We start from the raw sequence: 13,191 nt of genomic DNA on the forward strand, positions 1-13,191 counted from the left end.
GAGAGTAAGAGCCCTGACCTCGCCTCATGCACCGCTTTCACCAGCCCTTCGGCTCGAACCGAACAGTCTTGCCACCCATGTCCAGATCGGGCGTGATGGAGTACGACGCGCACGCGTCCAGCAACTCCATCCCCCGGCCGTCCACGGCGTCCCCGCCTGCCACCCGCCGCACGGGCAAGACAGGGGAGGCGTCCCACACCTCGATCGAGAGGTCCGGGTTCACCGTCACCCGGTAGTCCGCCCCACCGCCGTGAATCACGGCGTTGGTAGCCAATTCACTGACCAGCAGCTCGACCAGTTCCGGTAACGCACCCCCGCCGGCCGTGTAGATGCTCGTGGCCCAGTGACGGGCGCACGCGACGGACTCCGGCCGGCGGGGGAAGAGTGTCGTCGCTGCTGTTCTCTCGTCTTGCTGTTCTGTGCGCATGGCAGCCTCCAGCAACGTGGCTGCGGGCAGCCGCGTAGAGTGAGCACACACCGTCACAAGCCCCATTCGGTGCGTGAGTCCGAGTGTGGTGCGATTGCACCTGCGGTCGCAAGTCCTTCAGCTGAAAAACCCTCAGACGTGCCGTTGTGCGCCCCCGCGCGCTACCCTCGCCGAGACCCAAAAACCGCAGAACGGAGGGCCGTAGTGGCGGTCAGCACCGCAGGCATGGTCGCGCGACGGCGATTCGGACAGGCACTCAAAAGCCAGCGAGAACAGGCCCGCACGCCCGACGGCAAGCCGATCAAACAGACCGACGCGGCCAAGGCGATCGGCCGGCCGACCATCGACCGTGTCTCACGCATAGAACGCGGTGCGGCCTGGCCGGAGCCGGACGAGCTGGAAGCGCTACTCGCGCTCTACGCGGCCGACCTGGAAGCCAGCACGCGCCTGCGCACCATGCTCACCGAGGGCCAGGCCGTCGGCGTGGACTGGTGGTCGGAGTACGCCGACGAGTTCCCCGAGACGTTGCTGCAATTCGTCGCCTACGAGTCGGCGGCCGAACGCATCACCACCTGCGCCATCAACGTCCTGCCCGCACTGCTCCAGACCGAGGCTTACGCGCAAGCGGTGACGTCCGGAGTAGCGGGCGCGCTACTGTCACCGAGCAGCGTCGAGCGGTCCGTAGAATTCCGTCGGCGACGGCGCGTCATCTTCGAGAAGCCGACTCCGGTGGAGTTCGTCTTCAGCGAAGGCGCCTTGCGCCAGCAGATCGGCGATCGAGAGGTGCTGGCTGAGCAGCTTGACGGGCTTCTCGCTGACGCTGCGGAGCTTCCCGTGACCCTGCGAGTGATTCCGTTCACCGCACCGGCCACGGTGATGCACATGCAGCACCTCCTGGAGTTCCCGGCCAGAGAGGAGAAGCCCATCGCGGTGCTCGACTCCCAGAGCGGAATGACTTTCCAGTCACACCAGAAGGAAGTCCGCGAAGCCCACCACTACATCGAAGCCATGCGGAACCTGGCGCTCTCCGACACGGAGACCGTGGAACTGATCAAGACGATTAAGAAGGAACTCGCCCATGCGTAACTACACCTCCCCCGAGCTGAGCACCCAGGACATCCCCGAGGGTGCGTGGGCCAAGTCCTCCTACTCCGGAGGCGGCACCGGCAGCGACTGCGTCGAGCTGGCCGCGCTCGTCGGCGGCCAGGCGGTCCGCGACTCCAAGGACCCGTCCGCCGGCGTGCTGCGGTTCCAGGCCTCCGCCATGGCCGCCTTCCTCGGCGAGGTCAAGGGCACCGGATTCAACGCCTGACCTGAGCACAGTGAAGGCCCGCCCCCGGCTTCGAGTCCGGGAGCGGGCCTTCGTCATGGGGTCAGTACGACGGCGCCATGAAGATCGAGCTGCGGCCCTGACCCATGGACGGTGCTCCTGTCGGCGCGGCCCCGGGGGAGCCGAGGCCGAGCTGCTGACGGGTGGGCCGGCCGCGTACGGGGGAGGTGCCGGGCTGCGCGCTCAGGCGAGGCAGGGTGGCCGCTGAGAACGCGGGAGTGGCACCGGGGCGGGGGTCGGGGAGTTCCGAGGGCCAGTCGGCGGCGAGCTGGCTCCTGGGGCCGCCCGTGGGGGTGCCGGGCAGTACGGGGTCCCACGCGGGGTTAGGGCGTCGTACGAGGGGCATGTCGATCACCTCGGTCCGGGGCGGGTATCCCTCCAAGGTGCCGGCCGAGAATTCGGCCGGGGTAATTCAGGGGGTCCCGTACTCGGGGTTCGCGTACGTCATCTTCGGCAGGCGTTGCGCGAGCGCCAGGACGCGGATGTACTTCCGCTCGGTGCTGTGCCCGTCCCAGGGGTAGTCCTCGACAACGGGCACGCCGGGGAACAGCCAGACGTCGTCCGGGTGGATGTGCCACGAGAGCTGGCCGGTAGGGGCCTCCACGTAGAGCACGGGCCATCCGGGGGTGAGCGGGTCGGTGTAGGAGAGCGCGCCGCCGAACAGGGCGACCATCACGGCCAGGAGGTAGGCGCGCTCGGTGTAGATGTCCAGCTCTGGCTTCTCGGACACGGGAAGTCCTTCCGGTGCAGGGGAGGGGGTGACATCACCCTGCAACGCGGAAGGACTTTGTCGGCCGCAACACGAATGGGTGTCAGCCAGAAAACCCCGACTGGCCCACACCGTCGTAGATTTCGGCCCGCAGCTCCGGGGCCGTGAATTCTTTGTCCCGCCACTCGGATGGGGGAAGGTACATGCATCGGTACCGGTCGGTCTCGCGCGTGTACCCGATCACGCACAGGCCGGCCGGGAAGTCCGAGCCGGCCGCGTCCCGCACGTAGTGGGTGGAGACGAACCCGAACCGGTGCAGCTCCATCATCGCGGTCTGGAGCTGCTGGTGCGGCACTACCGGGTTCCTTGAGACCCAGCCATGGTTCTCCGGGACGAAGTCCCCGGGCATCGTGAGCATGAACATCAGGCGCCACTCCTCGGGGCGAAGAAGAGCGCCGCCGCCACTGCGAGTTCGTGCGCGATGGGCGGCCGGCGCGGTTCGTGGACGTGATTCTCCAGTACCCGGCTCATGGCCTCGACGAGATCGGTCCGCACTCCCAGCTTCCCGGTGGCGTCGGCGTAGGTGTACCAGGCGAACTGGCGGTCCTCGGCGTAGTGCAGCAGCGGCACGCAGGCCGGGGGAGGGGAGCCGGTGAGGGTGGTGTGCTCACACACCGTGCAGCAGCACGGCAGGCCTCGGTGAGCGTCGACCTGGGGGCACGCGAGGTGGTTGTCGGACGCGCACGCGGAGGACAGGTACAGGCTCCGCGCCAGATCGTGCAGCAGCTCGGCGGCCTGGCGGACGGTGGTCGGCTCAACCGGCATGGCGGATCTCCCTGGAGGTAGCAGCCGGGGGGAGGTCCCAGCGCGTGACCTTCTCGCTGCCGGCCTCGGTGATGGTGAAGCGATGGAAACGGTCGCGGTGCGTTTTGACGGCGTCCTCGGAGCGGACAAGGGCGTGCAGCGCGGCGATGGCGCGGCCCGACGGAATATCCGTGCCGTCCACCACTTGGAGCAACGTGCACTCTCCATGCTCATCGAGGTATTTCAGCACCCGCATGTTCTCGGTCATGACACCTGAGTTTTCCACTTCAGCACGCCCCGTGTGGGCCCGACACAGCAAGAACCCCCCACCTGGGAACAGCAGTTGGGGGGTTCTTGTCCTGAGGGAGCCGGGGCTGCGTCCGTGTCACCTCACCGATTCAGGGACACCCACGTCTGGGCGCTTCGCCCCGGCTCTCACACAGGAGAACGGTCAGGGAGGCGAAGGGTTACGCATTTCTTTGCGCGTCACTCGAATGGCCCCACATCTTGCTCATTTCCCTGAGGGTGCGCAGGACGCCTTCCAGAGGCTCCAGGCGCTCACCGGTCTCCTCGTCGAACGTCGGGACCATGGACAGCATCCCCACAATGTCAGCAGCGGTTTTCCTCAAGCGGTACCGGGGAAACAGCGTGACGCCCTGGGCCTGCCGGCGGTACCGCGACCGCCTGATCAGGGTGGTGGCGAACTCCGGGTCACGGCGTCGTTGCAGGTCGACCGCCACCCAGCTCTCATTCCAGGAGACGCCGTGCACCACGGGGATGACCGTCGTGTCCATCAGGAAGAACGCGAGCCCTCCGATAGCCCGCGAGACTCTGCGGCTGTCCCGCTCGATCAGCCACCGGCTCTCCCCGTCTCCCTTCAGCAGGAATTCGAGGTAGGAAATCGAGAGGAGGCGCAACTCGTCGTCGGTCATCTCGTGCTTCATGCTCGGCATGTTAGCCATTACGCTCCCGCCATGACTCACGCTCCTGAAACGCGGGCCTTGTGTCCGCAGTGTCAGAATCAAATGGACGTCACTCGAATGGGTTATGGATACTGCGAGGTGTGCCGTGATTTTCACGCCGCGCAGGCCGACTACGACTCCGAGCGGTACACCTCCCCGCGAACCCTGGGTGGCGGGTGGATGCGCTGCTGCGGAGACTCTCTGCGGGCGTGGGCGGTCTACCACCCGGCTCCGTGGGAGGCCGGCATGGTGGTGCGGTGCGTGTTCAGCGCCGACAAGTTCCTGCACGCGATGAGGTACTGCTCCTGCGGCTACTGGCACTGGTGCAAAGCTCTGTGCGACGAGCAGCCGAAGGACCCGGCCGGTGAGTGACACGGACACCTGCTGCTGTGTCGTCAGGGCCCTGGTGGCGATGGCGCCGGACCCCCGGAACGAACCGGGCCGGTACTTCGTCTGCCGCAACCACGGCCAGATGATCGTGTGGGACGGCCGCCAGTGGCGCTGGTCCAACCAGCCCGAAGACCTCGCCCAGCTCCCCCAGCCGGCCGGCACGGTATGAGGCCGGCCAGCGCCCGTACGTCCAGGTAGCCGATGGGCCTCACCCGCCACGAAGGGGGTGAGGCCCTTTCAGTCCCGGACCACAGACTTTCGCTCCTCGGGGAAGAAGTCCACGGTGATCTCCCCCGTGGGGAGCATGTCCCACTCCGTCCAGCAGGGAAAGAGCTGCTCAACACCCAGGGTCTGCGCGGCGTATTCCTCGACGGTCGCCGCCCACTCGAACATCCTGGACGGCAGCCTCCAGGTGCCCCGCTCGCCCTCGACCCAGGCAATACGGGTCTCCGGGTCGCTGTACACGGCAAGCAGCCAAAAACGCTGCCCGCTGCGCGAAATCCGGAACTCGGAGAGCCCCCGAATATCGTTCAGCATCCTGGTGCGGATCGTCCCCTGAAGGGCCAGATGCGCCACGGTCCACCACCCCCGCCTATCAAGCCGCGTCCTCTTCCAGCCACCGCTCCTGTACGGCAGCCGCCCGCCCGGAACGGAACTCATCCACTGCCTCGCTGTGCCCCGCCTTCGCTTCGGCCGGCAGCCCGTACGTCCACAGCGTCCGCACGAACCGGGGGAGCGGCTCCGTCAAGATGAGCGCCGACGCGAAAACCTGCGGGACGTAGTTCTTCGGCACGCCCGACGACGTCGCCAGCCGCTCCTCGTAGACCCGGCACACGGTGACGACGCGGGCCGGCCGCCCGTCGGGGAGGGTGATGTCCGTGCCGTGCAGCGTCCGGCGCTCCACGTCATCGAACAGCTCCTCCGCCTCCCGGGTGGTGATGGGCTGGGCGTTCAGGCCGTATGTGTACGGAAGGCCAGCCGGCCCCAGCCTGATTACGTCAGGGTTTTCCTCGGTGTACACGGGCGTCCCTTTCCCTGCGAAAACGGAAGGCCCGGCGCAGCCGTTGAAGAGGACGACACCAGGGGGGGGGAGAGGCGTCGTGCTGGCGGCTGCACCGGACCGTTCTGGGTGCGGCCCGACAGGGGTTCCGGAAGGCGAAGTCCGTCCCCCGGAACCCCGTCGCATGGGCACGCAGCAGCATCAACTCACAGCCCGCCCCGGGAGTCACGCCCGACTGTTGAATTTCTTATTGCATCACTCGAATGGGTGACGGGATAACTCTCCGCGTAAGCGCCCGCCGGTGGGCATGTCCAAGATGTCCGCAAATGGGTGCCAACATCGCCAGAAATATGCCAACCGACTACCCCACGACCGAGACATCACCACGACGCGAGCAGATTCAGCCCCAACCACCCTCGGTCAACCAAGGCCACCGCAAAACCACCGCGCCGCAAAGACTCCACGAGCGCCGCCAGCCGCTCCACCCGGCACTCCGCAGCCTCCAGAGGTTCGCCGACCAACGCCTTCCCGCCCTCACGGAACTCCGCCGGCAAGAAGTACCAGACCTCCACGCACAGGCCAGCCCCCACCGGCCAGTCCCGCTCGCGCACCGGATGCACGCTCACCCACTCCGACTCGATCGACCGCGTCGTCCCCGAAGCGGAACTCGCACAGACCCAGCCCTCTTTGACCAGGAGCCCCTCCACCTGCTCCACAGAGGCCCGCATGACCTCAGACGCGGCTACCCCTCGATCTACCAGGGGAAGACCTCGCACCACCGGAAGGCGCAATTGCACCTGCGATTGCATCATGAACCCATGATGGCCCAACCGCCAGGCCCTTCAGCCCGTCGACGGAGGCTGCGAGAACAGCCAGGCAGAGCGCAGCTCCGAATACCCGGGCTTGATGACCTCGTTGATCATGGCCAGCCGCTCATCGAACGGGATGAACGCCGACTTCATGGCGTTGACCGTGAACCACTCCAGCTCCGCGAGCGAATACCCAAACGCCTCAACCAGCAGCTCGAACTCACGGCTCATGCTGGTACCACTCATGAGACGGTTGTCTGTGTTGACAGTGCAGCGAAACTTCAACTCCCGCAGCAGACCGATGGGGTGCTCGGCGATGGAGGCGGCGGCGCCCGTCTGGAGGTTCGAGGAGGGACACATCTCCAGCGGGATGCGCTTGTCGCGGACATAGGAGGCCAGCCGGCCCAGGGTCACGGAGCCGTCGTCGGCGACCTCGATGTCGTCGATGATCCGGACGCCGTGACCGAGCCGGTCGGCGCCGCACCACTGGAGCGCCTGCCAGATCGAGGGCAGTCCGAAGGCCTCGCCCGCGTGGATCGTGAAGTGGTTGTTCTCCCGCTTGAGGTACTCGAAGGCGTCGAGGTGGCGGGTGGGCGGGTATCCCGCCTCGGCGCCCGCGATGTCGAAGCCGACGACGCCCGTGTCGCGGTAGCGGTTGGCGAGCTCGGCGATCTCCAGGGCGCGGGCGGCGTGCCGCATCGCGGTGAGCAGGGCACCGACCCTGATGCGGTGCCCGTTCGCCCTGGCCTGCCGCTCGCCCTCCCGGAAGCCCTCGTTGACGGCCTCCACGACCTCCTCCAGGGTGAGGCCGCCCTCCAGGTGCTGCTCGGGCGCGTAGCGCACCTCCGCGTACACGACGCCGTCCTCGGCGAGGTCGACGGCGCACTCGGCGGCGACGCGGAAGAGGGCCTCACGGGTCTGCATGACGGCACAGGTGTGCGCGAAGGTCTCCAGATACCGCTCCAGGGAACCGGAGTCGGCGGCTTCGCGGAACCAGATGCCTAGCTTGTCGGGATCCGTCTCGGGGAGCTGCCCGTAGCCCTGCTTCCGGGCGAGTTCGATGATCGTGCCGGGGCGCAGTCCGCCGTCGAGGTGGTCGTGGAGCAGCACCTTCGGGGCGCGCCGGATCTGGTCCGCGCTGGGAACGCTGGGAGTCTGGCTCGTCATTTCGGCACTCTAGCCCCTACGCGCGTAGATCGCGCCCCGCCTGCGCCACGACGCACCCAACCACCGAGAGGCCGACGGCACCGCCGCCGCGATACGCCGCGAGCATTTTCAAGAGAAGAACGCCCCCGCCCTGCGGGAGAAAACTCGAAAGGCCCATCTCCACAGAGACGGGCCTTTCGCCGCGCTCACGCATTCGCGAGCGATGTTCCACTGACGTCGCAACGAGTCGTCGTTGCGATCCTCATCCGCCGCGAGGGCGGAGCACCCCCGCGTGGGCGGGGCCAAATTCCAGAAACTATGCACTCTGGGGTCACCCCCGCGTTTGCGGGGACTACTTGCAGTCACCTAACTCTGCAAAACAGAGAAGAGGACCAACCCCGCGTGGGCGGGGAGCGCTGCGCCAAGTCCCCAGCAACTGGGCCATCCCCGCGTTGGCGGGGCCGGGCGCGGCACTACTATGGCACAACCCACCCTCAGTCCGCACCCTGTGTGCCCGCCATGTCACCCAACTTGGCGAGCCGCCGCGCCTCCCGGTCCTTCTCGACGAACTCCAGGGCCGCCTCGACCGTGGCCACCAGCGGGAAGACTTTGACCAGCCCCGTGACCTTGAAAATCTTGGTGACGCGCTCGTCGCCGCCGGCCAAGATGACACCCCCCTCCTTCTGTCGCGCCCGCTTCAAGGCGTCGACGAAGGCCCCCACCCCGCACGAGTCGATCCACGCCAGCTCCGACATGTCGAACACCAGATACTCGAACAGCGGGTCCTCGACCACCTCCCGCGCCCACTTCCGGACCAAGGGGAACTCGTACACGTCGATCTCCCCGGCCAGGCCGATGACCGCCGTCCCGCCCCGCCATTCGCACGTCATCTGAAGCTGCGGCACCCTAACTACCCCTCCCACGCATACCGTTGAGCCAGGCCGGCGCGAGCCGACCCCACGAAGATAGCCGGATGCAATCGCACCTGCGATTGCATCGACGAAAGAGGGAACAATGCCGCACGATTCGTCCGCCGACCACGTCACCCACCGCGATAAGGACGGCCGGCCCCTGACGCCGCTGGAGTGGTCCGACCTGTTCCAGAACCTCGACTACAAGCGCGTCGCGGAGACCCGGGTGGGCGACACGCTTGTACGCACCATCTGGGAGGGCATCGACGACGGCGTTCAAGTGGCATGTATGTGGGCTACCGGCATCGGTACCGCCGAAGCGCTGAAGACCGTCTGGAAGGGCTATTGGCCCTGCACCCAGGACGAAGCCCTGACCGCCCACGAGAAGGTCGTCGCGCAACTTCGCTCCTGACGCGACCTCTGCCGGCCTCGACCAGCGGGCGAGGTCCGGACGTCGAAAAATGCGCCTCCCGTGCCGCTACGCTCCCGCCATGAGCGACGAACAGCCCACGCCCATCCGCCTGCTGCTGTCCTTCCCCGGCTCACGGGAGTACGCCCACGACGCCGAGCTGCCGGCCGACTGGTACCTCGACACCCGGTTCAGTGGCCTGAGCGAATACGCGCAGCACCACCTTCTGCCCGAGGCGCTCGCTGCGGCCGGCCTCTCCCTGTCGCTGGAATTCCCCGAGGGGGCCACCGGCGTGACGGCGGACGCGGTCCACCTGGAGCAGGAGCCGACGGCAGGCGGGCCCCCGCGTACCCTCACCGAATTCCGCCGCCGGCAGCTCCAGAAGCTCGGGAAGGCCATGAGCGAAGACACGGGCGATGAGCCGCCGGCCGAGCCGTCCTAACCCAGGGCTATCCTCGGCGCGTGAGCACCCCTACGCCGACGAAGAACCCCCCTCTGACCTGCTCGTCCGACCAGGCCGGCACCTGCGCGCGCTGCCACGAGCCGTGCCACAGGTACGGAGTCGGAGGAAATCCCCTCTGTTTTTCCTGTAAGCAAGCGGCCCAGGCGAAGTGGCCGGCCCGAGCACGTACCGGGGCGTAGCTCAGCCGCAGGTCGCCGCTACGCCCGCACCTGCTTCCGCACGGCTTCCACTGCCTCCCGCGCTTCCCGGAGGTGTGGACGGACCCCCGCGACTGCTCGGCGTACCGCGCCGGGATCGGCAGGTTCCCCCGCGCGAGGGGTCCGTTCTGCGGAGATCAGCATCAGCGAGAGTGCGTTCGTGAGGGGAGCACAGGCCCTTGCGAGCCCGTAGGTAGGGTCCGCCAGTTCCACCAGCGTGCGCACCTGGGAGCCGGCGTGAGCCGCGTTGTAGGCGACCAGGTTCACCATGAGTTCTAGCTGGCGCTCCGCGTGCTGCTGCGGTGTCCGAGACCCAGGCGCTGTGCGCGCGTAGGCGCCGATTCCGTAGCCGTGCTGGACCTCGTCACCGAAGGGGACATCTTCCTCGGCCGCTTGCAGCTCCGCGTCCACGATGAAACTCAGGATTCCGAGCATCTCCGCCCTGGTGAGAGCCCGCTTATTAGAGGGCGCCGGCCGGAAGCCAAGCAGGTCGAGCGCGCCGCCCAACTGCTCTGTGGAGATGCGCTGTTGTGGAGTCTCGTTCATGCGCGGCACCCTAGCCTGTGCGTACGCAAGTGCGCGCGCAGGTGCAATCGCATCACCCGATCCGGGGACCTGAGTCCGCCGCGATTTCCTCGGGCATTTTGCTAGGCTCGCGTGTCGTCGGTCGCTCCTTGTTACCAGCTTGGAGCGGTCGACCCCGGGCCCGAGGCCACTGCCGCCGGCCGTGACACTGCCCCTGGCTCAGGAGGCGATTCGCGTCTGACGGATCAGGGGGCCCGGCCGTCCGTTTCGCCCGTTTAATGGTGGGGGGTGCCTGTATGTCATCCTTTACGAGGATACGGCCCCCATGCCCCCTATGTTGCTCCTGTCATGCCGTAGGCGACAAAAGGCGACGTGCCTACCTTTTGGCCCCATGGCGGACATTCCCGGACAGTCACTTGGCGTAAGATCCCTTACGTCAAGTAATCATAGACGCGCCGTCACCAGCCATGCGCGCCCCGTGATGCTAGTGGAGGGATTCTCTCCGCTTTGCTCAGCAAATGGGGCATGTCCGACACCATACGACAAGGCGTTTCTTGTCTATAAATGGCGCAGCATGTGGTGAGGTACTGCCTAAATAGCGCGTACCGGCATATACTTCGCACCCCTGGCATACGCACCAGCACGGGGCGAGGGGTAGTTACCACCTCATAGTTCGCATACGCGGCCCGCGAGTGCCGCGCCGGAGCCGGGGCCGCGCCGACGGCCGTCGGCAGGGGCAAGCCGGACATCCACGGCATACGCCACGCAGCGGGGCAGTCCTTGCATCCCTCCTGTACCTCTCATACATAGAGCAAGAGGGCAGATGCTTTAGAACCCCCGAATTTTCGCGTCCCAGCATTTTCCGGGGCGTGTCCGTCATGCCCTGGTATGTAGAGGCGAAGCACTGAGATCCATTCTGACGCGCCGGACCACGTGAGGGTACCGAGCGACCCCGGGCGCGAGATAGACGCTCACGCGGGCACACAGCCGCGCGGGTGACCCCGTTCCGGCCGTCCGGCCACCCCCCGGCGGGGCGTGCGCGCACGTCACCGGCCGCGCGCGGGGTCCCGGGGGAGGGGCGGGCCGACGGGCGCCCGGGGGCGGGGGGAGGGCCGGAGAGGGCCGTACAGGGGCGCGAACACGTAGCGTCATTCTTCCCCCGAATTTCCGCCAATTTCGCCACGCTGCGTGACTTCGCCCCTCGCGGCGGCCGTCCACCCAGAATTCTGACGGCACGTCAGTAAATTGGCATCGCCGCAGGTCAGGGGCCCTTTTTTAGGGTTCCGTGATAATCATGCGCGCTTGTGATCTAGGGGGCCATTTTGGGTCACCTAATGCCGACACCGCATGCCTAGTAAGGAACTAGACGGCAACGCATGTCATGTGCCCTTTTGGCGGGGCAATACGGACACCGAGATTGTCCACATGCTGAGATTTACCCCCAATTCAGATTCTTTTTTCCGGGCACTTCAGGGGGCCTGACCTGCATACATCACTCAACGCCAATGTGCAGTCACTCATTAGGGGTTCAACAGGGCACGTTGAACCCCTAATGTCTTCCATGTCGCCACCGAGGGACGGACCCGAAAGGGCCCGGAGCGCGGGGGCGGAGAGGACGGGACGCGAGCAACGACGACTCGCGATAGCGCCCCTGCACACGGTGGGTGAGCGCATGGACCTAGGGAGGAGTGCGCCCGAATTGGGCCGCGCGAGTCCCCCAAGGGGTTTACCCGGACCCTTTGGCGACAAGTGCCTTTGCGTGAGAGCGCAAAGGGCCGAGCGTGTCATTTCGCGTCCGGTCGCTGTGAAGCGATCCGTACGGTGGGGTGCGCGAATATGTCAGACGTAGCGAAAAGCGCAAGTGACGCGCGCAGTTACGCCAAAAGGGCACCGAACGCCATGATCCCGGGATCTCTGAGAATCCCGCGCGAAAAATGGCCGCTAGGTGACGGACAGAGTTTCAGCCGTGAGTTTTCCGGCGCTCATGTCCCCCACTTGTGCGTAAGCGCCGAATAAGCCTTTTCTGTAACACAAAGGGAATGTTTTGCTGCGGGCTGAATCAAAGTAAGACCAGTTCAAGGGGTGTGGTGCGCCTAGCAAGCGCAGCGCTCCCAACCGTCCGGACGCTTAGCGAACGGGCGCACAAGCCTACGGGCGGGGGGAGTTTGGGAAAGCGGCTGAAACATGCCGTTGAAACTCCCCCCGTCGTAGCTTCCCGTCAGATCAGACGTAGGTACCAACTGTCCACGCTCTCCGTACAACAAGGGGGAACCATGCCCAAGAAACCGCTTTTTGCAGGACTGTCTTTGCGCGACCCTGAAACGGGGGAGTTCCCCGAGATTGAGGCGCCCGATTTTGAGTTCACCACGGGGCTCGCCGCTGAATTGAAGCTCGCGGCCGAAAAGGGCACCCCTGTGCCCAAGCGTGCCGCTCTCACCGCCCCGACCACAAAGCCCAGTTTCCGTATCGAGTCGCGTCGTCTCGCCCATGGTGAGGATGACGCGGACGAAACGGCGAAGCGCACGAAAAGCGCCTTTCACCTCATGGCCCCGTTTTCCGACGGGCCCGAGCCGCGCGAGTTCCGGCCGCTCACGCGCGCTGAGGGTGCGCGCAATCTGGGAATTGCCCCGGAGCACGTACAGGAGCGCAAGCCTGCCCCGCGTAAGGCGGCGGACGGAATGCCGCGCGTGCGCACGGATGCCGGTACGCCTCTCCGCGACGGACGCACGTCCGGCACGGCCAAGATTGAGCGCGTCAACAAGACCGGAACCCGCAAGCGTCGCGCGGCCGGTAAGGCACGTCCGCGATCCGTTGACACCGTGATTTACAGCGGACGTACCGGGATGACGGCGCAGCGGCGCATGACCGATGAACAGCGCGCCGAATTGGATGCCGCGTCGATGGCGCGAAATGTCGAAAGCGTCAAAGCGCGCGTAATCGCGCGGGAGGAATCGGCGGCGGCCGAACGCGCGGACGCCAAAAAGCTCCTCGCCGACGCGATCGGGCGCGAACGTGACGCGCTCACACGGGGCGACTCCGTCGCCGCACAGTCTGCCCGCGCGGACGTCCGCAAGTACCGCAAGCTCTCGACCTACAAGGGGAACTAGCC

20 protein-coding genes are annotated in these 13,191 nt (G+C 66.4%); 7 read left to right on the top strand and 13 right to left on the bottom strand.

The features are described 5' to 3' along the window. Positions 1 to 37: 37 nt before the first annotated feature. Complete coding sequence (locus MDN94_RS12400) at positions 38 to 427, bottom strand: ATP-binding protein (RefSeq protein WP_482725879.1); 390 nt, start codon at positions 425 to 427, stop codon at positions 38 to 40. A 204-nt stretch (positions 428 to 631) separates the two neighbouring features. Here MDN94_RS12400 and MDN94_RS12405 point away from each other — a divergent pair, with 204 nt between their 5' ends. Together MDN94_RS12405 and MDN94_RS12410 are read left to right on the top strand one after the other, a co-directional pair. Beyond that, the gene (locus tag MDN94_RS12405; RefSeq protein ID WP_482725880.1) at positions 632 to 1,513 is read left to right on the top strand and encodes a DUF5753 domain-containing protein; all 882 of its coding nucleotides are present in this window, start codon (positions 632 to 634) and stop codon (positions 1,511 to 1,513) included. Then, positions 1,506 to 1,739, top strand: a complete 234-nt coding sequence (locus tag MDN94_RS12410; protein ID WP_482725881.1) for a DUF397 domain-containing protein — start codon at positions 1,506 to 1,508, stop codon at positions 1,737 to 1,739. Before MDN94_RS12405 ends, MDN94_RS12410 begins: the two co-directional genes overlap by 8 nt. A gap of 61 nt (positions 1,740 to 1,800) precedes the next feature. Here MDN94_RS12410 and MDN94_RS12415 read toward each other — a convergent pair whose 3' ends face one another. From MDN94_RS12415 to MDN94_RS12440, 6 genes are all read right to left on the bottom strand, one after another. Further along, on the bottom strand, positions 1,801 to 2,103 hold the full coding sequence (locus MDN94_RS12415; RefSeq protein WP_482725882.1) for a hypothetical protein: 303 nt from the start codon (positions 2,101 to 2,103) through the stop codon (positions 1,801 to 1,803). A gap of 66 nt (positions 2,104 to 2,169) precedes the next feature. Then, positions 2,170 to 2,487, bottom strand: a complete 318-nt coding sequence (locus MDN94_RS12420; RefSeq protein ID WP_482725883.1) for a hypothetical protein — start codon at positions 2,485 to 2,487, stop codon at positions 2,170 to 2,172. A gap of 82 nt (positions 2,488 to 2,569) precedes the next feature. Beyond that, positions 2,570 to 2,890, bottom strand: a complete 321-nt coding sequence (locus MDN94_RS12425; protein ID WP_482725884.1) for a hypothetical protein — start codon at positions 2,888 to 2,890, stop codon at positions 2,570 to 2,572. Continuing rightward, positions 2,890 to 3,291: a hypothetical protein gene (locus MDN94_RS12430; protein ID WP_482725885.1), complete on the bottom strand. Its 402-nt coding sequence runs from the start codon at positions 3,289 to 3,291 to the stop codon at positions 2,890 to 2,892. The genes MDN94_RS12425 and MDN94_RS12430 overlap by 1 nt, the downstream gene beginning before the upstream one ends. Further along, positions 3,281 to 3,538, bottom strand: a complete 258-nt coding sequence (locus MDN94_RS12435; RefSeq protein WP_482725886.1) for a hypothetical protein — start codon at positions 3,536 to 3,538, stop codon at positions 3,281 to 3,283. Before MDN94_RS12435 ends, MDN94_RS12430 begins: the two co-directional genes overlap by 11 nt. Positions 3,539 to 3,737: 199 nt before the next feature. Next, entirely contained in the window at positions 3,738 to 4,214 is a 477-nt protein-coding gene (locus MDN94_RS12440; RefSeq protein WP_482725887.1) for a hypothetical protein, read from the bottom strand. A gap of 96 nt (positions 4,215 to 4,310) precedes the next feature. Here MDN94_RS12440 and MDN94_RS12445 point away from each other — a divergent pair, with 96 nt between their 5' ends. Both MDN94_RS12445 and MDN94_RS12450 read left to right on the top strand, forming a co-directional pair. Then, positions 4,311 to 4,604 (top strand): hypothetical protein, encoded by a 294-nt coding sequence (locus MDN94_RS12445; protein ID WP_482725888.1) that lies wholly within the window; start codon positions 4,311 to 4,313, stop codon positions 4,602 to 4,604. Further along, the gene (locus tag MDN94_RS12450; RefSeq protein WP_482725889.1) at positions 4,597 to 4,791 is read left to right on the top strand and encodes a hypothetical protein; all 195 of its coding nucleotides are present in this window, start codon (positions 4,597 to 4,599) and stop codon (positions 4,789 to 4,791) included. Before MDN94_RS12445 ends, MDN94_RS12450 begins: the two co-directional genes overlap by 8 nt. Before the next feature lie 68 nt (positions 4,792 to 4,859). On the opposite strand, the gene MDN94_RS12455 is transcribed toward MDN94_RS12450, so the two are convergent. The 5 genes from MDN94_RS12455 to MDN94_RS12475 all read right to left on the bottom strand — a co-directional run bounded on the left by MDN94_RS12455 (position 4,860) and on the right by MDN94_RS12475 (position 8,482). Further along, complete coding sequence (locus tag MDN94_RS12455) at positions 4,860 to 5,198, bottom strand: hypothetical protein (RefSeq protein ID WP_482725890.1); 339 nt, start codon at positions 5,196 to 5,198, stop codon at positions 4,860 to 4,862. Positions 5,199 to 5,217: 19 nt separating this feature from the next. After that, complete coding sequence (locus MDN94_RS12460) at positions 5,218 to 5,643, bottom strand: hypothetical protein (protein WP_482725891.1); 426 nt, start codon at positions 5,641 to 5,643, stop codon at positions 5,218 to 5,220. Between the two features lie 359 nt (positions 5,644 to 6,002). Further along, on the bottom strand, positions 6,003 to 6,338 hold the full coding sequence (locus MDN94_RS12465) for a hypothetical protein (RefSeq protein ID WP_482725892.1): 336 nt from the start codon (positions 6,336 to 6,338) through the stop codon (positions 6,003 to 6,005). Positions 6,339 to 6,464: 126 nt separating this feature from the next. After that, the gene (locus tag MDN94_RS12470; protein ID WP_482725893.1) at positions 6,465 to 7,598 is read right to left on the bottom strand and encodes an adenosine deaminase; all 1,134 of its coding nucleotides are present in this window, start codon (positions 7,596 to 7,598) and stop codon (positions 6,465 to 6,467) included. A 473-nt stretch (positions 7,599 to 8,071) separates the two neighbouring features. Continuing rightward, a complete protein-coding gene (locus MDN94_RS12475; protein ID WP_482725894.1) occupies positions 8,072 to 8,482 on the bottom strand; it encodes an STAS domain-containing protein in 411 nt (136 codons plus the stop codon). Positions 8,483 to 8,591: 109 nt separating this feature from the next. On the opposite strand from MDN94_RS12475, the gene MDN94_RS12480 reads away from it, so the two are divergent. Both MDN94_RS12480 and MDN94_RS12485 read left to right on the top strand, forming a co-directional pair. Then, a complete protein-coding gene (locus tag MDN94_RS12480) occupies positions 8,592 to 8,900 on the top strand; it encodes a hypothetical protein (protein ID WP_482725895.1) in 309 nt (102 codons plus the stop codon). Between the two features lie 79 nt (positions 8,901 to 8,979). Beyond that, entirely contained in the window at positions 8,980 to 9,339 is a 360-nt protein-coding gene (locus MDN94_RS12485; protein WP_482725896.1) for a hypothetical protein, read from the top strand. A gap of 218 nt (positions 9,340 to 9,557) precedes the next feature. Here MDN94_RS12485 and MDN94_RS12490 read toward each other — a convergent pair whose 3' ends face one another. Beyond that, entirely contained in the window at positions 9,558 to 10,103 is a 546-nt protein-coding gene (locus tag MDN94_RS12490; RefSeq protein WP_482725897.1) for a hypothetical protein, read from the bottom strand. Between the two features lie 2,252 nt (positions 10,104 to 12,355). On the opposite strand from MDN94_RS12490, the gene MDN94_RS12495 reads away from it, so the two are divergent. Next, a complete protein-coding gene (locus MDN94_RS12495) occupies positions 12,356 to 13,189 on the top strand; it encodes a hypothetical protein (RefSeq protein WP_482725898.1) in 834 nt (277 codons plus the stop codon). The last annotated feature ends 2 nt before the right edge of the window (positions 13,190 to 13,191 follow it).

This window comes from Streptomyces sp. WAC00040 (assembly GCF_056835925.1).